Below are 19,129 nucleotides of genomic sequence, written 5' to 3'. Positions count from 1 at the left end.
GAACCCGCGCCCGCGCCGGTGTTCTTGTACTCGGCGAAGCGGTCGTCCTTCCAGGAGAAGCCGCTCATGTCGGTCCAGGGGGTGGACCTGATCGCGGCGCTGAGGGTGGTGTTGCGGACCGTGGTCTGCGGGTCGAGGGTGGCGTCGCCGCCGGCGTGCCAGGGGCGGCCCAGGTAGAAGGACGCCGAGGAGACGTCGCCGTTCACGGTGGAGTTGGCGATCAGGATGCCCTTGCGGTTGGCGGCGGTGCTCGGGGCTGTGATGTAGCCCGCCGAGGTGCCGTTCCAGCGCTTCTTCAGGGTGATGACCGACTTGTCGATCACTGCCGTCGCCCGGCCGAAGATGAAGTCGACGTTGCCGGTGACGTAGGAGTTCGAGACGTAGACGCGGCCGAGCTTGTCCTTGGCGGCCGTGTCCAGCAGCAGTGTGTCCTGGTCGCCGTTGACGATGACCGAGTCCAGGAAGACCTTGTCGGCTGCCGTGCGCAGGGCGACCGCCTGGTGGCCGGAGAGGGACTGGTTCGCGGCCTCGTCGAAGTCGTTGGTGATGGTCAGGTTCCGGGCCTGGAAGTCGTCGGCCTCGACGGCGACGGTGGCGCTGCCGCCGGTGCCGTAGGTGCCGGAGCCGTCGGGCTTCTGCGTCCCCGACGCGTTGTTGTAGACGATCACCGTGTCCTTGCGGCTGCCGCCCGTCCCCTGGATCGTGACGTGCGGCTTGTTGGAGGGAACCTTCACCAGCTCGCGGTACGTCCCCGGCTTCACCGCGATGACGACCCGCGAGGCGTTGTTCGCCGGTACGGCGTTCACCGCGGCCTGCACGGTCGAGTACTGGCCGCTGCCGTCCTTGGCGACGGTGAGGGTGGTGGCAGCGGCCGCCTTGGTGGTCGCCGTCGTACCGATGGAACTGCGCGGTCCCGCCCCCGACTTGAGCAGTGCAGGCACATCCGCCGTCTTGTCCGCCGTGTACGCGTAGTACGTCTTCGGGTCGAAGGCCGTACCGCCGCTCTCGTTGCGCCCGGTCGTGGAGACGAACGTGTTGCCCTTCTGGACGATGCTCGCGGTGCTGTCCTTGATGACCGGGTTGTTCATGCCCTGGAAGTAGGAGTTCTCCAGGAGCATCTTCGTCGCGCCGCGCGAGTAGTTGCCGTAGGAGGACTTGATCGTGGTCCCGGCCACGTCCTCCAGGAAGTTGTTGTAGAGGTGCGCGTGGGCGGCGTTGTCCGTCGACGGGTTGCGCTGCTCGGTCTCGCGGATCCAGTTGTGGTGGATCGTGATGTCGGTGACGACGTTCGTGGTCCAGCCGATGCCGAAGGCCTTGTTGTCGTTGCTCAGCTTGTTCCAGGAGACGGTGACGTACGTGCTGTCCTTGCGGACGTCGATGAGACCGTCGGCCATGTTCCGCAGGTCGTTGTGGTCGATCCAGACGTGGTGGGCGCCGTCCATCTGGATCGCGTCGAAGTCGTGGTCCTTGTCGTTCCAGATGCCCTGGTACGCGTCCCGGATCGTCAGGTTCCGGATGATCACGTTGTGGACGCCGGAGCCGAGGAAGAACCCGCCGCCGACGATGTGCCCGGAGGTCCCGGACCCGACGATCGTCTTGTCGGAGGCGACCTTGATCTCCTTGCCGACCGGGTTCATGTTGATCGTCGCGGCCACGACGATGACGTACGGCTCGGCGGCGGTGGCGTACTTCTCCAGGTCGGCGAGGGTCTTCACCGTGACCGTCTTGCCGTCCCGGCCGCCGTACGTCCCGTTCTGGCCCAGGGCGTTGACGGACGCGAAGCCGTCGGCGGTGGCGGTAGCCCAGGCGGGGGCGGCGGTGGCCGCGGAGGCCGTGCGCTGAGCGTCCTCGCCGAAGACGCCGAAGTCGGTGCCGTAGGCGAGGGTGCCGGCGGCGGTCAGCGCCAGGGGGACGCCGACCGCCAGCGCGGTCTTCCTTCTGCGGTGGCGGGGCTTGCTGCGGGTTTCACTCACGGCGGTTTCCGATCGAGTCAAGTGACAGGGGGATCACGTCACTTGCTTGTCGGAGCCGGTGAGGAAAAGGTTGCCGCGCCGGTCGGGATCAGTGGGCTCGGGCCCGGATCAGGCGCAGGTCTTCGGGTCCAGCTTCTCCTCGACCTTGTCCTCACGGCCGTCGGGCTGGCCGTTGGGCAGGAGCTTGTCGGAGGTGCCGTCGATGTAGTAGCCGTACGAGTAGATCGTGTTGTAGCCCCGGTCGCGCCAACTGTGCACGGTCCGCATGTTGTCCCTGCTGGAGGGGTCCTTGTTCCACTGGTAGTCCTCGACGTAGAAGATCGGATTCACCCGGACCACGCGCTGGTACGGCGTCCACGTCACGGCGACCTGGGTGCACGGCGGGATGGTCTTCTCGCTGCGGCGCTCGAAGGACGAGGTCTTCTCCCAGCCCCACTCGTAGCCGGCGCTGCCGCCCGCGGTGCCCGAGAAGATGCTCTTCGCTATGGAGAGGCTGATCGAGGCGCCGACGCTCTTCTTGGCGAAGGTCTTGGTGCTGTAGCTGTTGACGAAGGTCTCCTTGTCGTCCTTCGATCCCCGGTTGCCGATCCACGGTGAGGTGCGGACCGGCTCGCCCTTGATGGACCAGGTCGAGGCCTCCGCGTAGCCGCACCAGCCGCGGAAGGTCTCCCAGGGCCCGACGGGCTCCCAGAGGGGGAACACGTCGTCCAGGTACTCGTCCCGGGTCTTGAACTCGCCGGTGTCGACGTTGAGGGCGCCGTAGACGCCCGTCAGGCTCCCCTCCTGCTCACAGAGCCGCTCGATCATCAGGTCGGTGTTGCCGGGGTCCGTGCCCCGGATGTTCGTCGCGCCGCCCGGGCCGTTGCCGGCCGCCTGCGCGGAGCCGGTGCTGACCAGCAGGCCGGTCAGGGCGAGGGCGGTGGAGGCGGTGATCAGGGCGCTCTTCTTGACGCTCTTCTTGAGCGTCGATTTGCGAATGAGTCGCATGGGGGTGGCTCACTCCTGAGTGCTGTGCTCGGGTGCCGACGGCACCTGTCTGACAACCAGGAACGTCGCAGAGTACTCACGGGTAGGGTCAGAAACTCGATAAGGATGACAGGACATCGACAGCCAGCGGGGATGTCTGTCGCCCTATGTCCGTTTCCGCTTCACGCAAGCAACTGCGCCAATTCTTCGGCGAATTGGACGAGCCAGTCCCGCCCCCGGCCTCCCCGGGCGACCCGGAACCCGTGCCGGCGCCCGTGGAACGCCGTCTCGACCGCATGGAACTGCGCCCAGCGCCGGACGCGTTCGCGGTCGAGTTCCGCGGACTCGGCGAAGACGTCCAGGGCACGGTGGACGGCCTTGGACAGGTCGTCCGCCTCGAGGAGGGCCAGGAAGCGTGACTTGAGCAGGGTGCCGCCGTCGTAGGCGGGGTCTCCCACGTACCCCTTGGGGTCGACGGCCAGCCACGGCTCGCGGTCGGCGCGCAGGATGTTGCGGGCGTGGAGGTCGCCGTGGACGAGGGTCTCCGGCTGTAGGCGACCCAGCTCGCGGACGGTGGCGAGGGCGGCGTCCAGCACCCGGCTCGACATGGTGTGCGCCAGCTCCCGGGCATCGGTGCACAGTTCCCGCTCCCACGCGTCGACCCGATCCCGCAGCCGGGGCAGCTCCGGCGGCCCGCTCGGCGCGGGTACGGCCAGCCGACGGTTGAGCCGCCCCGCGACGGTCACGATCTCGTCCTCGTCGCCGGCCTCGGCCTCCGCCAGCGTCTGCGGCCGCGCCCGCTCCAACAGCATCGCGAACCGCAGGTCGTCGCGCGCGTGGAGCCGTACGGCACCGCGCCCGTCCCACACGGCGAACGCGTCCGGCTCGTGGACGTTGCCGGGATGCGGGAACGACACCTTCAGCACGGCGTCCGCGCCGTCCTTCCGTCGCACGGGGACGATGAGGCCGACGCCGCCGTGCGTCACCTCACCGTCCGGCGCGCACGCCCAGCGCTCCAGCAACTCGTCCACGAGGCCCGGCAGTTCGGCGATCCAGGCCGCTCCCGCCGCTCCCTCGCGATCGACGGTGGTCCGTACGAACGTCTCCGGTACCGCAATCATCCGGGCACCCTACGCGAGAGTCACTCGACGGCGGGGGCTTCCGGCGGCGGCGTCGGCGCCCCCGGCAGTCGTACGGTCGCCACCGTGCCGCCGCCCTCCGCGCGGGCCAGGCTCACCTCGCCGCCGGCCTGCTGGACCGTACGGGCGACGATCGACAGGCCGAGACCGGAGCCGGGCAGGGCGCGGGCGCTGGGGGAGCGCCAGAAGCGGTCGAAGACGTGCGGGAGTTCCTCGGCGGGGATGCCGGGGCCGTGGTCGCGGACGGTGAGCACACCGTGGGCGAGCTGCACCTCGACGCTGCCGCCCTCGGGGCTGAACTTCACCGCGTTGTCCAGGATGTTGACGACCGCGCGCTCCAGGGCGGCCGGTTCCGCGCGGACGTACCAGGGCTGGAGGTCGACGGTGATCGTCAGCTCGGGACCGCGGAGCCGTGCCCGGCGGAGCGCCGACTCGACGGTGTCCTCCAGCGACACCACCTGAAGGCGTTCGCCCCGCTGCCCCTCCGAGCGGGACAGCTCCTGCAAGTCGCCGATGAGGGCGGCCAGCTCGGTCATCTGCGCCTTGACGGAGGCGAGGAGCGCCTTGCGGTCGGCCTCGGGGATGGGGCGGCCGGTCTCCTCGCTGCGGGTGAGGAGCTCGATGTTGGTGCGGAGGGAGGTGAGGGGGGTGCGGAGTTCGTGACCGGCGTCGGCGATGAGCTGCTGCTGGAGCTCGCGGGAGTTGGCGAGGGACGAGGTCATCGAGTTGAAGGACCGGGAGAGGCGGGCGACCTCGTCCTCGCTGTCGTCCTCCACGGGGATGCGGATGTGCAGGTCGTCGGTGCGGGCCACGTGTTCGACGGCTTCGGTGAGCTTGTCGACGGGGCGGAGGCCGGCGCGGGCCACTGCGAGGCCGGCTGCTCCGGCGCCGACGACTCCGATGCCGGAGACGAGGAGGAGGATCAGGGCAAGTTCGTTGAGGGTGGACTGGGTTCCCTTGAGCGGGACGGCGACGAGGAAGGCGTAGTTGGCGACCACGCCCTGAGTGACAGGACCGTCCTTGATGACGAGTCCTGTGGTCATCACGCGTACGGCGTTGCCGTCGCTGTCGGTGCCGTTGCGGAAGGTGTCGGAGTTGGGGTCGGGATTCTTGGCCACGGCCTTGTCACCGCTGGTGATCTTCACCTGGGCCGTGGAGCCGCTCAGGAGACAGACCTTGCCGTCAGCACTGACGATCTGCGCGTAGCCCCTGAGGCGCCCTCCGCCGAACGGGTCCGACGAGGGTTCCTGGACGCAGGTCGTGGTGAGCTGAGCGAACTGTGCCGCCGACATACCGCGGAACGACGACTGCAAGTCGCTGTTCAGCTCCTCGTACAGCTTCCCCTGCACGATGAACCAACAGGTGACCGAAACCGCCGCCACCGCAAACGCCACCGCCGAAGCGACCAGCATCGACAGCCGCGCCCGAATGGGAAGCGTACGGAACCGCCGCACAACCCTGTTCACTCCGCCCCGCCCTGCCGCAACACATACCCCACACCCCGCACCGTGTGCACGAGCCGCGGCTCGCCGCCCGCCTCGGTCTTGCGGCGGAGGTACATGACGTACACGTCGAGGGAGTTGGAGGACGGCTCGAAGTCGAAGCCCCAGACCGCCTTGAGGATCTGCTCGCGCGTGAGGACCTGGCGCGGGTGGGCCATGAACATCTCGAGGAGCGTGAACTCGGTGCGGGTCAGCTCCACGGGCCGCCCGGCACGGGTGACCTCCCGCGTCGCGAGGTCCATGCGCAGGTCCGCGAAGGTGAGCGCCTCGTCGTCCGCCGCCGAACCCGCCCCGGCCGCCGCCGCATACGAGCTGCGGCGCAGCAGCGCGCGGACGCGGGCGAAGAGTTCGTCGAGTTCGAAGGGCTTGACCAGGTAGTCGTCGGCCCCGGCGTCCAGGCCCGTCACCCGGTCGCCGACCGTGTCGCGGGCCGTCAGCATCAGGATGGGGGTGGTGTCGCCCGCCCCGCGGATCCGGCGGGCGGCGGTGAGGCCGTCCATGCGGGGCATCTGGATGTCGAGGACGACCAGGTCGGGCTGGTACGCGGTCGCCTTCTCCAGGGCGTCCGCGCCGTCGACCGCGACCTCCGTGTCGTAGCCCTCGAAGGCGAGGCTGCGCTGGAGTGCTTCGCGCACCGCCGGCTCGTCGTCGACGATCAGGATGCGCTGGGTGTCACGGTCGCCTTCGGCGGGGCTCATGGGCTTCGGATTCCTCGGGTGCGGTGGGACAACAGGGGACAACAGAACTGGGGGCGCTGAACGCTTTCAGCCTCGCATGTTTCCCTGCTGCCGCTGAAGGAAGAGTCGGGTGGGATCAGCCGCGCACGGTACGGCGGCGGGCGGCGGCCTTCGCGCGGCGGCCCATGGCGTGGGCGACGGTGGCCACCTCGGGCGCCCGCGTCGTCACCGGCGCGTGCAGCTCGTACGCCACCTCAAGGGCCAGGGCGAAGCCGGCCGGGTCGGTGCCGGCCACCGTGTGCGAAACCTGCTTGAACATGACGTACTCCCTACGAAGCCGGTTCGGGTGGGGTTCAGCTGTCGGAACCGCCGGCCCGCAGTGTGGGCAGGTCGGACTTGACGGTGTTGATCGGGATGGCGAAGCCGAGGCCCACGCTGCCGGCGCTCGACGAGCTGGTGGCGTCGGCGGCCGAGTACATCGCGGAGTTGATGCCGATGATGTTGCCGTTCATGTCGATGAGCGCGCCGCCGGAGTTGCCGGGGTTCAGCGAGGCGTCCGTCTGGAGCGCCTTGTACGTGGTGGTCGAGGAACCGGTGTCGCCGTTGAACTGCTGGCCGCCGAACTCGAACGGCCACTGGCCGCTGCCGTCCTGCTGCTGGCCCTGGCTCTCGTCGGTCGAGACGGTCACGTCACGGTTGAGGGCGGAGACGATGCCGCTGGTGACGGTGCCGGTCAGACCCTCGGGGGAGCCGATCGCCACGACCGTGTCGCCGACCTGGACGCCGCTGGAGTCGCCGAGGGTGGCCACGGTCAGGCCGGAGGCGTTCTCCAGCTTGATCAGGGCGAGGTCCTTCTTGCTGTCGGTGCCGACGACCTTCGCGGTGTAGGTCTTGCCGTCGCTGGTGCTCACCTTGATCGAGGAGGCGCCGGACACGACGTGGTTGTTGGTGATGATCTCGCCGTCGCTCGTGATGATCACGCCGGAGCCGGTGGACTCGCCGGCGTTGGAGGTGGCGTTGATCTCGACGATGCTCGGACTGACCGCCTTGGCCACTCCGGCGACCGTGCCCTTGTCGGCGGACGGCACCACGGTGGTGCTGGTGCTGCTGGAGGCGACCGTGTCGTTGCCGGTCAGTTCCTGGATGCCGTACGCGGTACCGCCGCCTATCGCCGCGGCGACGATCGCCACGGCGGCGAGCAGGGCGATCGGGCCCCGGGTGCGCTTCTTGTGGGCCGGCGGCGCGGGCTCGGCGGGGACCGCCGTCATCACGGCCGTACCGCCGCCACCGTTGCCGTCACCGCCGCCGTAGGCACCCGAGGCCGCGAACCCGGACGGCGCGGACGCCTGCGAGGCCTGGCCCGGCCACACGGTGGTGCCCGGCTCGACGGTGACCGGCTGCACGGGCTCGTGCGCCGGCGGGGGCGGCCACTCGGGGTTCACGGGGGAGGCGGCCTGCTGCTGGGGGTACGCGGCCTGGTCGCCGTGACCCTGGGACTGCTCGGGGTTCTCGTACTCGCCGCTGCGGCGGAAGCTCTCGGTCATGACAAGCAGCTTGTCCGTCGACCATGAGAGCTCCCTGAGTGCTCCCTGAGAAGCCCGGCAGAACCTCGTACGTCCGATATAAAGACGCTTCTGGCAGCTTGGGGGACTCTCTCAGAAAACCCTCAGCGAGCCCGCCGGAGTCCTGCGGGACGCACCCGCAGCCGTCACACGCAGCCGCAGAACTGCCGTCACACGCAGCCGCAGAACTGCCGTCACACGCAGCCGCAGGAGTGCCGGACCACCAGCCGCGACGGGAACACCTTCAGCCGCTCCCGCCGGGACCCGGCCACCCGCAGCCCGTCGTCGAGGACGAGGTCGACCGCGGCCCGTGCCATCGCGGAGCGGTCCGATGCGATCGTTGTCAGCGGCGGGTCGGCGAGGGCCGCTTCCTTGATGTCGTCGAAGCCGGCCACCGCCAGCTCGCCGGGGACGTCGATGCGCAGCTCGCGCGCCGCGCGCAGCAGGCCGATCGCCTGGTCGTCGGTGGAGCAGAAGATCGCGGGCGGGCGATTGGGCCCGGAGAGGATCTTGAGGGCGGCCTGGTAGGCGTCGTAGCGGTTGTACAGGGCCTCGAAGAGCCGGCCCTCCGTGGACACCCCGGCCTCGGACATGGCGCGCCGCCAGCCCTCGACGTGGTCGGAGACCGGGTCGCCGACCGACGGGGTCTCCGCTATGCCGCCCATACAGGCGACGTACTCGTAGCCGTGCTCCAGCAGATGGGTCACGGCGAGGTGGGCGCCGCCCAGGTCGTCCGTGACGACGGCGACGTCGTCGATGGCCTCGGGCCGCTCGTGCAGCAGGACCACGCGGGCGTCCCAGGCATCGATCTCGGCGGCGGCGTTGTCGTTCAGCGCGTGGCTGACGAGGATCAGGCCCGAGACGCGCATCCCGAGGAAGGCCCGCAGATAGTGGACCTCGCGCTCGCCGATGTAGTCGGAGTTGCCGACGAGCACCATTTTTCCGCGCTCGGACGCGGCCTGTTCGACCGCGTGCGCCATCTCCCCGAAGAAGGGCTGGCGCGCGTCCGGCACGATCAGGCCTATGAGGTCCGTACGCCGGGACGCCATCGCCTGGGCGACCCGGTCGGGCCGGTAGCCCAGTTCCTTGATCGCGGCGAGGACACGCTCGCGCGTGGCCGGGGCAACCGGCCGGGGTCCGTTGTTGATGACATAGCTGACGACGGCGGTCGACGTACCCGCCAGTCGCGCCACATCATCCCTGGTTACCTTGGCCACGCGCGGAGTCTACGCGGATGGACCCGCTCTGGGCAGGGCGTCAAGGAGGCTACCGGTGCGTAGGCGAGCCCCGCCCGAGCGGCCGCTATGCCTCCGCCGGGATCTCCGTGCCGTCCAGAGCGGCCGCCTCGTCCGCATCCTCCGGCTTTGCGGGGCCCGCCTGGGCCGCCTTGGCCTTCGCCTCGTCCGAGGTGCGGTCGGCCTTCTCCGGCGTAACGAATCGATAACCGACGTTCCGGACGGTCCCGATCAGCGACTCGTGCTCGGGTCCGAGCTTGGCGCGCAGTCGTCGTACGTGCACGTCGACCGTGCGGGTGCCGCCGAAGTAGTCGTAGCCCCAGACCTCCTGCAGCAGCTGAGCGCGCGTGAAGACGCGGCCCGGGTGCTGGGCGAGGTACTTCAGGAGCTCGAACTCCTTGAAGGTGAGGTCAAGGACGCGGCCCTTGAGCTTGGCGGAGTAGGTCGCCTCGTCGACCGACAGGTCGCCGTTGCGGATCTCCATGGGGGAGTCGTCGTTGACGATCTGCTGGCGGCCCATGGCCAGGCGCAGGCGCGCCTCGACCTCCGCCGGTCCGGCGGTGTCCAGCAGGACGTCGTCGATGCCCCAGTCGGCGGTGACGGCCGCGAGGCCGCCCTCGGTCACTACGAGGATGAGTGGACAGCCGGGTCCGGTGGACCGCAGCAGCTGGCACAGGCTGCGGACCTGGGGGAGGTCGCGGCGTCCGTCGATGAGGATGACGTCGGCGCCCGGGGTGTCGACGAGGGCGGGGCCTTCGGCCGGAGCCACTCGCACGTTGTGCAGAAGCAGGCCGAGGGCGGGAAGCACCTCCGTCGACGGCTGGAGGGCATTGGTCAGGAGCAGCAGAGAACTCATACGTCTGGTTCCTCCTCGGTCCCTGCGAGGACGTTTGCGGCACTGCGGCACTGCGGACTGCTCTGCGATCCCGGGGCCCGTACACCTGCGGTTTTCCGCTTCGTATACATCGCGTCCGAAAGCACAAAAGGACCCGGGGGCTACGCTGCCCGAGTCCTCTGCCTAGGAGAATAGCCCACATGAGCACCGGAGCGGCAGGTCATGTGGCGCGTTCCACCGTTCGTCCGAACTCCGAGACGAGCAGACGCGCACCTTTGCGGACGTTTCTGTACACCGCCGATGGGATTTCCATTGATTCCGTATACGACCCGGGAGTGGTCGTATACGACGCCGGACGGCCACCTTCCCGTGACCTGGTGTTCGTCATCGCGCACGGTTTCACCGGCGACGTGGACCGCCCGCACGTCCGCCGCATCGCGCAGGCGTTCGCCCAGTACGGGGCCGTGGTCACCTTCTCCTTCCGCGGCCACGGCGCCTCCGGGGGGCGCTCGACGGTCGGCGACAAGGAGGTGCTCGATCTCGCCGCCGCGGTGGAGTGGGCGCGCTCCTTCGGGCACGCGCGCGTGGCCACCGTCGGCTTCTCCATGGGCGGCTCGGTGGTGCTGCGGCACGCGGCGCTGTTCCCGCCGGAAGGATCGGAGCGAGGATCGGAGCGAGCGGGGCGCGAGGGGCGCACGGAAGCGGGAACGGACGCGGTGGTTTCGGTGAGCGCTCCCGCCCGCTGGTACTACCGGGGCACGGCCCCTATGCGCCGCCTGCACTGGCTGGTAACGCGCCCCGAGGGCCGCCTGGTGGGCCGCTACGGGCTGCGGACGCGCATCCATCACCGGGACTGGGACCCGGTGCCGCTGTCCCCGGTGGAGGCGGTGCCGCGGATCGCGCCGACGCCCCTGCTCGTCGTCCACGGCGAGCAGGACGGCTACTTCCCGGTCGACCACCCCCGCATGCTGGCCACCGCCGCCGGTGACCACGGCGAACTCTGGCTGGAGCCCGGCATGGGCCACGCCGAGCACGCGGCCACCGACGAGCTGCTGGCCCGGATCGGGGACTGGGCGCTCTCACAGCCGGGCTAGCCTGACCGTGTACACCGCCGATTGATTGAGGAACCCGATGTCAAAGGTCACGGTGCGCTACTGGGCGGCCGCGAAGGCCGCGGCCGGGATCGCCGAGGAGCCGTTCGACGCGGTCACGCTCGCCGAGGCGCTCGACGCCGTGCGCGGGCGACACCCCGGCGAACTCGTGCGCGTCCTGCAGCGATGCTCGTTCCTCGTCGACGGTGACCCCGTGGGCACCCGCGGACATGAGACCGTACGGCTGGCCGACGGCGGCACGGTCGAGGTGCTGCCGCCGTTCGCAGGAGGGTGACGATGAGCGACCAGCCGTATGACGGCGGTACGGGCCCTGCCCCGTACCAACAGGGGTACGAGGGATACGAGGGGTACGACCCCTACTGGCAGCAGGCCTACGAGGATCCGCAGGCCGCCCAGCAGTACACCCAGCAGTGGCAGGGGCAGACCTGGGAGACGCAGGTCCAGCAGCCGGTGCAGGCCGTGCCGCCTGTCCAGTCGCCGACGCCGGCCGAGACGGCGTACATGCCGCAGCAGGCGCCCGTGCAGCCGGCGTACGCGTCCTACGGGGGGACGCAGCCCCAAGCGCAGGCGCCCCAAGCACCCCAAGCCCCCCGGACGCCCGCGACCGGGGAGACGACCTCCGGCTACGGCCCCGCCACCGTCGCCGGCAACGCCCGGATCACCGACGCGCAGCGGGCCCGCCTCGAGGGGCGTTCCCCGGTCATCGAGCCCGGCATGCAGCCCGCCGCGCTCACCGCGCTGCTCGGCCTGCTCCTGTCCGGTACGGCGGCCATCGGGTCGTACGCCCTCCTCGTACCGCTCGTCGTCCTCCAGGCCGTCACGGCGGCCGGCTGGTTCCGGCTCAACGGCATGTGGCCCGCCCGGCAGGGCATCGCGCTGGCGTTCCTGGGCGCGCTGGCGGCGGACGCCGTGCTCCTCGCGGCCGGCCGGGAGCACGGGCCCGCCGCGATCCTCGGCACGCTGGGCGTCTGGGTCCTGCTCTCCCTCGTCCTCCAGCTGCGCTCGCACGCCGGACCGGACGAGCGGATGCACGGCCTGATGGCGACGGTCGCCTCGGCGGCCCTGGCGATCATCGCGGCCGGCCACCTCGCGGCCGAACCGGACGCGGTCACGGTCGGCGCGGCCGCGGTGGCGGTGGCCGTCCTGGCCCGCGCGCTGCCGCTGCCGACCCCGGCCTCGGTGGCCGTCTCCCTGCTCGCCGCGGCGGGCGCGGGGATCGCGGTCGGCCAGCTGACGGGGCTCGGCGCGAAGGGCGCGCTGCTGGGCGGGGGCGCGGCGGTGTGCGCGCTGATCGGCCACCGGGTGGCGAGCTACGACTACCCGTCGAGGTTCGTGCACTTCACGGCGGGCGTGGCACTGCCGCTGGCGGCGGCCGCACCGGCGGTCTACGTGCTGGGGCGGGCGCTGGCCTGAACGCTGCCGGGCGGTCCGTCGCTCCTGTCGCTCCTGTCACAGCTGTCACAGCTGATCGACAATTCCCCGGCCCCTGTCCGGCACGGGGTTACTCTCACGCTCGACGGCCACCCGTCCGTCAACCGACCGTCGTCTGACCGCCGTCGTGGGGGACACACCGCATGCGCGCACTGCGAATACTTCTGATCCTCGTCGTGATCATCGGCGGCCTCTTCGTCCTCGCCGACCGTCTCGCGGTCAACTTCGCGGAGGACGAGGCGGCGGACAAGCTGAAGACGACCGAGGGCCTGGCCGTCACCCCCGACGTCTCCATCAAGGGCTTCCCCTTCCTCACCCAGGTCGTCGGCGGCGTGCTCGACGACGTCGAGGTCGGCATCAAGGACTACGAGGCGGACACCGGTACCACCGACGGGACGATCCGTATCGACGACCTCAAGGCGAACATGAAGGGCGTCGAGTTCTCCGGCGACTACAGCTCCGCCGTCGCCGACAGCGCCACCGGCACCGCGTCCATCACGTACGACGAGCTGCTCAAGACCGCCAAGGCCGAGCCCACGCAGGTCGCCCCCGGCGTCACCGCCGAGATCGTCGGCCTCTCCGACGGCGGCAACGGCAAGATCAAGGTCGAGATCGACGCGACGGTGCTCGGCACGAAGCTGCCGGAGCCGGTCTACGTGCTCAGCACGGTCACCGCCGAGGGCGACACCGTGAAGGTGCACGCCGACACGCTGCCCTCGTTCGCCGGCGTCGACCTCGTCGAGAACCGGGCCCGTACGGTCACCGACTTCGAGCAGAAGATCGACGGGCTGCCCGGCGGCATCCAGCTCGACAAGGTGCAGGCGGCGCAGAACGGTGTGGAGATCACGGTGAAGGGTTCGAACGTCCGGCTGGCCGGGTAACCAGCCTGACGAGGCTGTCCGACACGCGAGACGCCGCCGTCCGTACCGCAGCTGTGACGACGGATACATCCGCCCGGGAACCGTGTCCCCACGGCCCGGGCGGACTCCTTTTCTCACATCCCGGACGATCGCGTCTCAAAATACGACACGCCGGTGACACGCGCACCTGTCCGTCCCTACGATCGAGCCCATGCAGTGCACTTTGAGTGTCCTCCGGCCACGGGGACAGGCGGATCTCACGAAGCGGCGGGCAGTAGACCTGTGCCGCGTCTCCGCCATGCTCTGTCGCACCTTCTGAGCGGAAGCGTCGCCTTCCGCATCCCCCGCCGCCCTGCCCAGGGCATCCGCGCGCGTGCGCCGCTCACGGTCTGTCCGCGCGCCCCTCTCACTTGCACGCCCCGCCGTAACTGCCCCGGAGGAGAAAGAGCATGAGCCGCAGCGACGTCCTGGTCGACGCCGACTGGGTCGAGGCCAACCTCGACAACCCCAGCATCGCCGTCGTCGAGGTGGACGAGGACACGTCCGCCTACGAGAAGAACCACATCCGCAACGCGATCCGCATCGACTGGACCAAGGACCTCCAGGACCCGGTCCGCCGTGACTTCGTCGACCAGGAGGGCTTCGAGAAGCTCCTGTCGGCCAAGGGCATCGCCAACGACACGCTAGTGATCCTCTACGGCGGCAACAACAACTGGTTCGCGTCGTACGCCTACTGGTACTTCAAGCTGTACGGCCACGAGAACGTCAAGCTTCTCGACGGCGGCCGCAAGAAGTGGGAACTGGACGCCCGCGAGCTGGTCGAGGACGTGCCCGAGCGCCCCACGACCGAGTACAAGGCCAAGCCGCAGAACACCGCGATCCGCGCCTTCCGTGACGACGTCGTCGCCGCGATCGGTGCGCAGAACCTGGTCGACGTGCGTTCGCCCGACGAGTTCTCCGGCAAGCTGCTGGCCCCCGCCCACCTGCCGCAGGAGCAGTCGCAGCGCCCGGGTCACGTCCCGTCCGCCCGCAACATCCCGTGGTCGAAGAACGCCAACGACGACGGCACCTTCAAGTCGGACGAGGAGCTCAAGGAGCTCTACGCCGAGGAGCAGGTCGACCTCGCCAAGGACACCATCGCCTACTGCCGCATCGGTGAGCGCTCCGCGCTGACCTGGTTCGTCCTGCACGAGCTGCTCGGTGTGGAGAACGTCAAGAACTACGACGGCTCCTGGACCGAGTACGGCTCCCTCGTGGGCGTGCCGATCGAGCTCGGCGCCAACAAGTAACCCCGACCTGAACGACCTCTGGAGACAGACATGTGTGGAGCGAAGGCCGGCGGCCCGGACGCCTCGACGATCAAGCCCGGTGAGACCACGATCCAGGGTCAGGTGACCCGCGACGGCGAGCCGGTGACCGGTTACGTCCGTCTGCTGGACTCGACCGGCGAGTTCACCGCGGAGGTCCCGACGTCCGCGACGGGCCAGTTCCGCTTCTACGCGGCCGAGGGCACCTGGACCGTACGCGCCCTCGTGCCCGGCGGCACGGCCGACCGCACGGTCGTCGCGCAGCAGGGCGGTCTCGCCGAGGTCGCGATCGCGGTCTGAGGCAGAACCTGACGACTGAAGGGCCGCACCCCGGGGTTGGACACCGGGCTGCGGCCCTTCGGCATACCCGGCCACGGACCTACCCTGGAGCCATGTACGCACGGCGCCGACACGTCTACTTCGTCATGATGGGGACCTGTATCGGGCTCTTCGTCCTGGCCTGGGGAGTCGTGCGTCTCTGGTCGGTTCCCGTGGCGGTGGGGATGTGCGTGGTCGCCATGGTCATCCCTCCGGTCGCCGCCATGATCGCCAATCGTCGCGGCCCGGACGACCGCTGGTGGGACGACCCCTCCGGCGACCCGAAGTCCGACGACTGGTGGGACGAGCTGGACGGGAAGAGGCGGCGGCAGTAGGAAGGGCGCATGTCGCCCATCAGGCTCTCGACAGTCGTACTCGACGCCCCCGACGCACATCTGCTGGCCGGGTTCTACATGCGGCTGCTCGGCTACGTCGTCCGAGCCGAGGAGCCCGACTGGGTGCTCATCGGCCCGCCCGGCGGCGGCACGGGCCTGTCCTTCCAGACCGAGCCTGAGTACGTGCCGCCCGTCTGGCCCAGCCGCAAGCCCGGCGACCAACAGATGATGCTGCACCTCGACATCGAAGTCGACGACCTGCGGAACGAGACCGCGCGGGCCCTGGCGGAGGGGGCGCGGCTCGCCGAGTACCAGCCCCAGGACGACGTACGTGTGTTCTTCGACCCGGCGGGCCACCCGTTCTGCCTGTGGACGCAGGCGTCTCAGTAGACGAGCGCCTGCGTCTCGTCCCCCAACGCCTCCTGGACGAACACCTGGGCGCCCGCGATCCGTACGCCCTCGATGACGTCCTTCTCCGTGATGTCCCGGCGGGCCGCGCACTGGGTGCACAGGGTGACGCGGCCGGCCGCGAGGACCGAGCCGAGGAGGTCGGGCAGCGGGGCCGCGTGAGGCAGCTCGAACTCCGCCGCCCGGCCCGGGAGGGCGAACCACGCGGACTCGCCGGTCAGCCACAGGGAGACGTCGACGCCGCTGGCCACGGCCACCGCCGCCACCGTGAACGCCTGCGAGCACCGCTCGGGGGCATCCGCCCCCGCCGTCACCTTGATCACGAGCTTCTTCGCCATGCCGGAAGAGTAGTGCGTGCTCTACAGCAGTAGGTGGAGGCAGACGGTCGCCAGCAGCCCCATGACACTCACCGCCGTGAGCACGCCGCTCCAGAAGGCGTCGTCCCGATCGCGCCGGAGGCGAGGCGCCGGTGTGGGGTCGGGGACGGGGTCGGGGACGGGGTCGGTTCGCGGCGGGTGTGTCCCCAGGAGGGCCGGCGGCACCGCGAAGGCGGGCGGCACCCGCACGATCCGCTTGTTCACCGGCCGCTCGCACCGGCACTTCCCCGGCCCGGTCACGCGCCGTGCTCCTGCCGCTGGTGCTGCCGCAGCAGCACGTTCGCGTCCGTCTCGGCGCTGTGGTCGTACGCCGCCCGCGCGGCCTCGCGGTGCCCGTCCAGGTCCGCACAGACCTGGCAGCCCGGCACCGGTCGCGGGGGCCGGCTCAGGGCGTCGGAACCGGGCGGCGTGGCCCGCGTGCGGTCGTTGGCCGCGCGGACGCCGGCGCTCAGCCGCTCCCGGTCGGTGGCCGGGCGCAGAGCCGCGGGGTCCGCCTGCCACTCCCGGCCCCCGCCGACGGGACGCAGCAGCGCGTACGGCCCCGACCGGTCCTGGTAGGCGCCGACCTTGTCGGTGGCGGGGTCGTAAAACAGCGTTCCGGGTTCCATAAGGCCTCCTTTTGCGGAACTTCCTTACGCAATGCGACAGTTGCACTACTCTGCGTATTCCGAGGTGGTACGAGCATGACGCAGGGCGGAGAGGGGTCGCGACAGAAACGGCCGCAAATTCAACGCAGGGCGCTCCAAATTCCACAAATTCAACAGCAGGGGACGGAGGGACGGGATGCCGCCGAGGCGGGCGATCACGGGCAGGAGTCAGGAACCGAGGCTGCGGTTCGCGGAGGAAGTGCGGTTGTTGCGGGCCGAAAGGGGGCTGAGTCTGCGGGAGTTGGCGGACGCGGTGGGCTGGGACGCGTCGACGTTCAGCAAGCTGGAGAACGGGCACACGCTGGGCGGCCCCGAGATCGCCCAGGCGCTGGACCAGTTCTACGGGACGTCGGTGATGCTGCTGACCCTGTGGGAGTTGGCGATGGCGGACCCGACGCAGTTCAAGGAGCAGTACCGGCGGTACATGGTGCTGGAGGCGGAGGCGACAAGCCTGTGGCACTACGGCGTGATCATGCCTCCTGGCCTACTCCAGACCGTCGGGTTCGTGCGGGAGGCGCTCACGGCGGGCGGTCTCCAGAGCCCGGAGCTGGACCAGCAGGTCGATGCCCGCCTGGGGCGGCGGTTGGTGCTGGAGTCGGACGACCCGCCGCCGTTCCGCGTGGTTCTCGCCGAGGCGGTGCTGCACAACGCACTGCGCGACCCCGGTGACTGGCGTGAGCAGCTGGAGTACCTGGTGCGGATGTCGGAGCGCCCGAACATCACCCTCCAGGTGCTGCCGTTCGGCACCGGACTGCATGGCCTGGTGAACAGCGACGTGATGTTCCTGCGGCTGCTGGACGGCCGCACGGTGGCATACGCGGAGAACGACGTATGGGGCGAACTGGTCGAGGAAACAGGGAGGGTTGAACGCCTGCTCCGTGCCTATGATGCGGTACGCGACCTGGCGCTGAGCGCCGCCGAGTCGCGGACGTTCATCCTGCGGAAGTTGGAGGAATTGCCGTGCGAGCCATCGACCTGAACGGCGTGACGTGGCGCAAGAGCAGCTACAGCAACACGGACGGCGGCCAGTGCGTCGAGGTCTCCGACGACCTCCCCGCCCTCGTCCCCGTTCGTGACAGCAAGGACACCGCCCGTACGCCCCTCGTCTTCGGCGCCGCCGCCTGGGTCGCCTTCGTGGGCGGGGCCAAGAGGGGCTGAGGGCGGACAGCGGACCTCACAAGGAGTCCCGGGCTCCGGCCGCGTAAGCTGGGGCCCGGCTTTTGTGTACCGCCATCCCACTGTGTACTGCCATCCACGATCGTCCGAGGAGCACTCCGTGCTTGAGGTTTTCTTCGAAGTCCTGCTGGTCCTGGTCGCCGTCGGCGTGCTCGCCTTTGCCGGACTGACCGTGAAGAAGCTGTACCAGGGCCAGCGCTGACCCACGTAGGAACTGCTGCTAGGAACTGCTGCTCATGATCGAGATCCCGTCCGACCTCCACAAGGACCTGGTCCCCCTCGTCTTCCTGCTCGGCAACTGGGCTGGCGCGGGCGTGCACGACTTCCCCGGTTCCGAGAAGTGCAACTTCGGACAGGAGGTCACCTTCACGCACGACGGCCGGGACTTCCTGGAGTACCACTCCCACACCTGGGTGCTCGACAAGGACGGCAACAAGGTCCGCCCGCTGGAGTCCGAGTCCGGCTTCTGGCGGGTCGACGCCGACCGCAAGGTCGAGGTCACCATGGTCCGCGACGACGGTGTCGTCGAGATCTGGTACGGCGAGCTGGCCAAGCAGAAGCCGCAGATCGACCTGGTCACGGACGCGGTGGCCCGTACGGCCGCCTCCGGCCCGTACACCGGCGGCAAGCGGCTGTACGGCTACGTCAACAGCGACCTCATGTGGGTCGGCGAGAAGCAGACCCCCGAGGTCGAGCTGCGCCCCTACATGTCGGCCCACCTGAAGAAGGTCGTCACCCCCGAGGACGTCGAGCGCTGGGCCAGGGCCCTGCCCGACGACATGCCGGACGACGGCATCGCGTTCTTCAAGTAGTCCTAGACTCTCTGGTGTGGTGAGCACCGATTGGAAGAGCGACCTCAGGCAGCGCGGCTATCGGCTGACGCCGCAGCGTCAGCTTGTGCTCGAAGCCGTGGACACCCTGGAGCACGCGACCCCCGACGACATCCTCATCGAGGTGAGGAAGACCGCGTCGGGGGTCAACATTTCCACCGTGTACCGGACGCTGGAGCTCCTGGAGGAGCTCGGGCTGGTCAGCCATGCCCATCTGGGGCACGGTGCGCCGACGTACCACCTGGCCGACCGGCACCACCACATCCATCTGGTCTGCCGCGACTGCACGAACGTCATCGAGGCCGACATCTCGGTGGCCGCCGAGTTCACCGCCAAGCTCCGCAAGGAGTTCGGCTTCGAGACCGACATGAAGCACTTCGCGATCTTCGGCCGGTGCAAGGACTGTTCTCTGAAGGGTTCAACTACCGAGTCGTAGGCT

24 protein-coding genes are annotated in these 19,129 nt (G+C 69.6%); 12 read left to right on the top strand and 12 right to left on the bottom strand.

Going from position 1 to position 19,129, the window contains the following annotated elements:
- The 9 genes from AC5P09_RS41405 to AC5P09_RS41365 form a co-directional block, all read right to left on the bottom strand.
- Positions 1–1,973: pectinesterase family protein (locus AC5P09_RS41405; protein ID WP_493878856.1), on the bottom strand; the 1,973-nt coding region annotated here is incomplete at its 3' end.
- A 108-nt stretch (positions 1,974–2,081) separates the two neighbouring features.
- A complete protein-coding gene (locus AC5P09_RS41400) occupies positions 2,082–2,960 on the bottom strand; it encodes a hypothetical protein (protein ID WP_493878855.1) in 879 nt (292 codons plus the stop codon).
- A gap of 161 nt (positions 2,961–3,121) precedes the next feature.
- Entirely contained in the window at positions 3,122–4,060 is a 939-nt protein-coding gene (locus AC5P09_RS41395) for an aminoglycoside phosphotransferase family protein (protein ID WP_493878854.1), read from the bottom strand.
- Between the two features lie 20 nt (positions 4,061–4,080).
- Positions 4,081–5,544, bottom strand: coding sequence for a HAMP domain-containing sensor histidine kinase (locus AC5P09_RS41390; RefSeq protein WP_493878853.1), 1,464 nt, complete (start codon positions 5,542–5,544; stop codon positions 4,081–4,083).
- Positions 5,541–6,278, bottom strand: a complete 738-nt coding sequence (locus AC5P09_RS41385) for a response regulator transcription factor (protein ID WP_411151934.1) — start codon at positions 6,276–6,278, stop codon at positions 5,541–5,543. The genes AC5P09_RS41390 and AC5P09_RS41385 overlap by 4 nt, the downstream gene beginning before the upstream one ends.
- A gap of 115 nt (positions 6,279–6,393) precedes the next feature.
- A complete protein-coding gene (locus AC5P09_RS41380; RefSeq protein ID WP_493878852.1) occupies positions 6,394–6,576 on the bottom strand; it encodes a hypothetical protein in 183 nt (60 codons plus the stop codon).
- Between the two features lie 34 nt (positions 6,577–6,610).
- Positions 6,611–7,801 (bottom strand): S1C family serine protease, encoded by a 1,191-nt coding sequence (locus AC5P09_RS41375; RefSeq protein WP_493878851.1) that lies wholly within the window; start codon positions 7,799–7,801, stop codon positions 6,611–6,613.
- Positions 7,802–8,013: 212 nt separating this feature from the next.
- Positions 8,014–9,036, bottom strand: coding sequence for a LacI family DNA-binding transcriptional regulator (locus tag AC5P09_RS41370; RefSeq protein ID WP_266437356.1), 1,023 nt, complete (start codon positions 9,034–9,036; stop codon positions 8,014–8,016).
- 85 nt (positions 9,037–9,121) lie between these two features.
- Entirely contained in the window at positions 9,122–9,910 is a 789-nt protein-coding gene (locus tag AC5P09_RS41365; protein ID WP_493878850.1) for a winged helix-turn-helix transcriptional regulator, read from the bottom strand.
- A 179-nt stretch (positions 9,911–10,089) separates the two neighbouring features.
- Here AC5P09_RS41365 and AC5P09_RS41360 point away from each other — a divergent pair, with 179 nt between their 5' ends.
- The 8 genes from AC5P09_RS41360 (at position 10,090) to AC5P09_RS41325 (ending at position 15,642) form a co-directional block, all read left to right on the top strand.
- Positions 10,090–10,983 carry an alpha/beta hydrolase gene (locus AC5P09_RS41360; protein WP_493878849.1) on the top strand — a complete coding sequence of 298 codons (894 nt, stop codon included), beginning with the start codon at positions 10,090–10,092 and terminating at the stop codon, positions 10,981–10,983.
- 37 nt (positions 10,984–11,020) lie between these two features.
- Positions 11,021–11,275: a MoaD/ThiS family protein gene (locus AC5P09_RS41355; RefSeq protein ID WP_493878848.1), complete on the top strand. Its 255-nt coding sequence runs from the start codon at positions 11,021–11,023 to the stop codon at positions 11,273–11,275.
- Positions 11,276–11,277: 2 nt separating this feature from the next.
- On the top strand, positions 11,278–12,414 hold the full coding sequence (locus AC5P09_RS41350) for a hypothetical protein (RefSeq protein ID WP_493878847.1): 1,137 nt from the start codon (positions 11,278–11,280) through the stop codon (positions 12,412–12,414).
- Between the two features lie 161 nt (positions 12,415–12,575).
- Positions 12,576–13,313 (top strand): LmeA family phospholipid-binding protein, encoded by a 738-nt coding sequence (locus tag AC5P09_RS41345; RefSeq protein WP_493878846.1) that lies wholly within the window; start codon positions 12,576–12,578, stop codon positions 13,311–13,313.
- A 428-nt stretch (positions 13,314–13,741) separates the two neighbouring features.
- Positions 13,742–14,581, top strand: a complete 840-nt coding sequence (locus tag AC5P09_RS41340) for a sulfurtransferase (RefSeq protein WP_493878845.1) — start codon at positions 13,742–13,744, stop codon at positions 14,579–14,581.
- 30 nt (positions 14,582–14,611) lie between these two features.
- Entirely contained in the window at positions 14,612–14,899 is a 288-nt protein-coding gene (locus tag AC5P09_RS41335) for a DUF1416 domain-containing protein (RefSeq protein WP_004986406.1), read from the top strand.
- Positions 14,900–14,991: 92 nt separating this feature from the next.
- Positions 14,992–15,252, top strand: coding sequence for a DUF3099 domain-containing protein (locus tag AC5P09_RS41330; protein WP_493878844.1), 261 nt, complete (start codon positions 14,992–14,994; stop codon positions 15,250–15,252).
- A gap of 9 nt (positions 15,253–15,261) precedes the next feature.
- Entirely contained in the window at positions 15,262–15,642 is a 381-nt protein-coding gene (locus AC5P09_RS41325) for a VOC family protein (protein WP_493878843.1), read from the top strand.
- On the opposite strand, the gene AC5P09_RS41320 is transcribed toward AC5P09_RS41325, so the two are convergent.
- From AC5P09_RS41320 to AC5P09_RS41310, 3 genes are read right to left on the bottom strand one after another with little or no spacing between them, the layout of a single operon-like run.
- The gene (locus AC5P09_RS41320; RefSeq protein ID WP_493878842.1) at positions 15,636–15,998 is read right to left on the bottom strand and encodes a DsrE family protein; all 363 of its coding nucleotides are present in this window, start codon (positions 15,996–15,998) and stop codon (positions 15,636–15,638) included. The two genes, AC5P09_RS41325 and AC5P09_RS41320, sit on opposite strands and share 7 nt — an antisense overlap.
- 21 nt (positions 15,999–16,019) lie before the next feature.
- Positions 16,020–16,277: a hypothetical protein gene (locus tag AC5P09_RS41315; protein ID WP_493878841.1), complete on the bottom strand. Its 258-nt coding sequence runs from the start codon at positions 16,275–16,277 to the stop codon at positions 16,020–16,022.
- Positions 16,274–16,645, bottom strand: coding sequence for a hypothetical protein (locus AC5P09_RS41310; RefSeq protein ID WP_493878840.1), 372 nt, complete (start codon positions 16,643–16,645; stop codon positions 16,274–16,276). Before AC5P09_RS41310 ends, AC5P09_RS41315 begins: the two co-directional genes overlap by 4 nt.
- Positions 16,646–16,820: 175 nt before the next feature.
- Between AC5P09_RS41310 and AC5P09_RS41305 the strand changes: the two genes are divergently transcribed.
- The 4 genes from AC5P09_RS41305 to AC5P09_RS41290 all read left to right on the top strand — a co-directional run bounded on the left by AC5P09_RS41305 (position 16,821) and on the right by AC5P09_RS41290 (position 19,126).
- Positions 16,821–17,663: a helix-turn-helix domain-containing protein gene (locus tag AC5P09_RS41305; protein ID WP_493878839.1), complete on the top strand. Its 843-nt coding sequence runs from the start codon at positions 16,821–16,823 to the stop codon at positions 17,661–17,663.
- On the top strand, positions 17,645–17,842 hold the full coding sequence (locus AC5P09_RS41300) for a DUF397 domain-containing protein (protein ID WP_493878838.1): 198 nt from the start codon (positions 17,645–17,647) through the stop codon (positions 17,840–17,842). The genes AC5P09_RS41305 and AC5P09_RS41300 overlap by 19 nt, the downstream gene beginning before the upstream one ends.
- Positions 17,843–18,096: 254 nt before the next feature.
- On the top strand, positions 18,097–18,672 hold the full coding sequence (locus tag AC5P09_RS41295) for a heme-binding beta-barrel domain-containing protein (protein WP_493878837.1): 576 nt from the start codon (positions 18,097–18,099) through the stop codon (positions 18,670–18,672).
- 16 nt (positions 18,673–18,688) lie between these two features.
- On the top strand, positions 18,689–19,126 hold the full coding sequence (locus AC5P09_RS41290; protein WP_266437384.1) for a Fur family transcriptional regulator: 438 nt from the start codon (positions 18,689–18,691) through the stop codon (positions 19,124–19,126).
- Positions 19,127–19,129 lie beyond the last annotated feature (3 nt).

The sequence above is a fragment of the Streptomyces sp. a15 genome, assembly GCF_059026085.1.
Note: the sequence above shows the minus strand (reverse complement) of the source record. Positions and strands in the feature narration are given on the sequence as shown.

Excerpts from the sequence above, each read along its gene's own strand:
- AC5P09_RS41400 (WP_493878855.1), bottom strand. The coding sequence starts at position 2,960 with ATGCGACTCATTCGCAAATCGACGCTCAAGAAGAGCGTCAAGAAGAGC.
- AC5P09_RS41395 (WP_493878854.1), bottom strand. The coding sequence starts at position 4,060 with ATGATTGCGGTACCGGAGACGTTCGTACGGACCACCGTCGATCGCGAG.
- AC5P09_RS41385 (WP_411151934.1), bottom strand. The coding sequence starts at position 6,278 with ATGAGCCCCGCCGAAGGCGACCGTGACACCCAGCGCATCCTGATCGTC.
- AC5P09_RS41380 (WP_493878852.1), bottom strand. The coding sequence starts at position 6,576 with ATGTTCAAGCAGGTTTCGCACACGGTGGCCGGCACCGACCCGGCCGGC.
- AC5P09_RS41375 (WP_493878851.1), bottom strand. The coding sequence starts at position 7,801 with ATGACCGAGAGCTTCCGCCGCAGCGGCGAGTACGAGAACCCCGAGCAG.
- AC5P09_RS41365 (WP_493878850.1), bottom strand. The coding sequence starts at position 9,910 with ATGAGTTCTCTGCTGCTCCTGACCAATGCCCTCCAGCCGTCGACGGAG.
- AC5P09_RS41360 (WP_493878849.1), top strand. The coding sequence starts at position 10,090 with ATGAGCACCGGAGCGGCAGGTCATGTGGCGCGTTCCACCGTTCGTCCG.
- AC5P09_RS41355 (WP_493878848.1), top strand. The coding sequence starts at position 11,021 with ATGTCAAAGGTCACGGTGCGCTACTGGGCGGCCGCGAAGGCCGCGGCC.
- AC5P09_RS41350 (WP_493878847.1), top strand. The coding sequence starts at position 11,278 with ATGAGCGACCAGCCGTATGACGGCGGTACGGGCCCTGCCCCGTACCAA.
- AC5P09_RS41345 (WP_493878846.1), top strand. The coding sequence starts at position 12,576 with ATGCGCGCACTGCGAATACTTCTGATCCTCGTCGTGATCATCGGCGGC.
- AC5P09_RS41340 (WP_493878845.1), top strand. The coding sequence starts at position 13,742 with ATGAGCCGCAGCGACGTCCTGGTCGACGCCGACTGGGTCGAGGCCAAC.
- AC5P09_RS41335 (WP_004986406.1), top strand. The coding sequence starts at position 14,612 with ATGTGTGGAGCGAAGGCCGGCGGCCCGGACGCCTCGACGATCAAGCCC.
- AC5P09_RS41330 (WP_493878844.1), top strand. The coding sequence starts at position 14,992 with ATGTACGCACGGCGCCGACACGTCTACTTCGTCATGATGGGGACCTGT.
- AC5P09_RS41325 (WP_493878843.1), top strand. The coding sequence starts at position 15,262 with ATGTCGCCCATCAGGCTCTCGACAGTCGTACTCGACGCCCCCGACGCA.
- AC5P09_RS41320 (WP_493878842.1), bottom strand. The coding sequence starts at position 15,998 with ATGGCGAAGAAGCTCGTGATCAAGGTGACGGCGGGGGCGGATGCCCCC.
- AC5P09_RS41310 (WP_493878840.1), bottom strand. The coding sequence starts at position 16,645 with ATGGAACCCGGAACGCTGTTTTACGACCCCGCCACCGACAAGGTCGGC.
- AC5P09_RS41305 (WP_493878839.1), top strand. The coding sequence starts at position 16,821 with ATGCCGCCGAGGCGGGCGATCACGGGCAGGAGTCAGGAACCGAGGCTG.
- AC5P09_RS41295 (WP_493878837.1), top strand. The coding sequence starts at position 18,097 with ATGATCGAGATCCCGTCCGACCTCCACAAGGACCTGGTCCCCCTCGTC.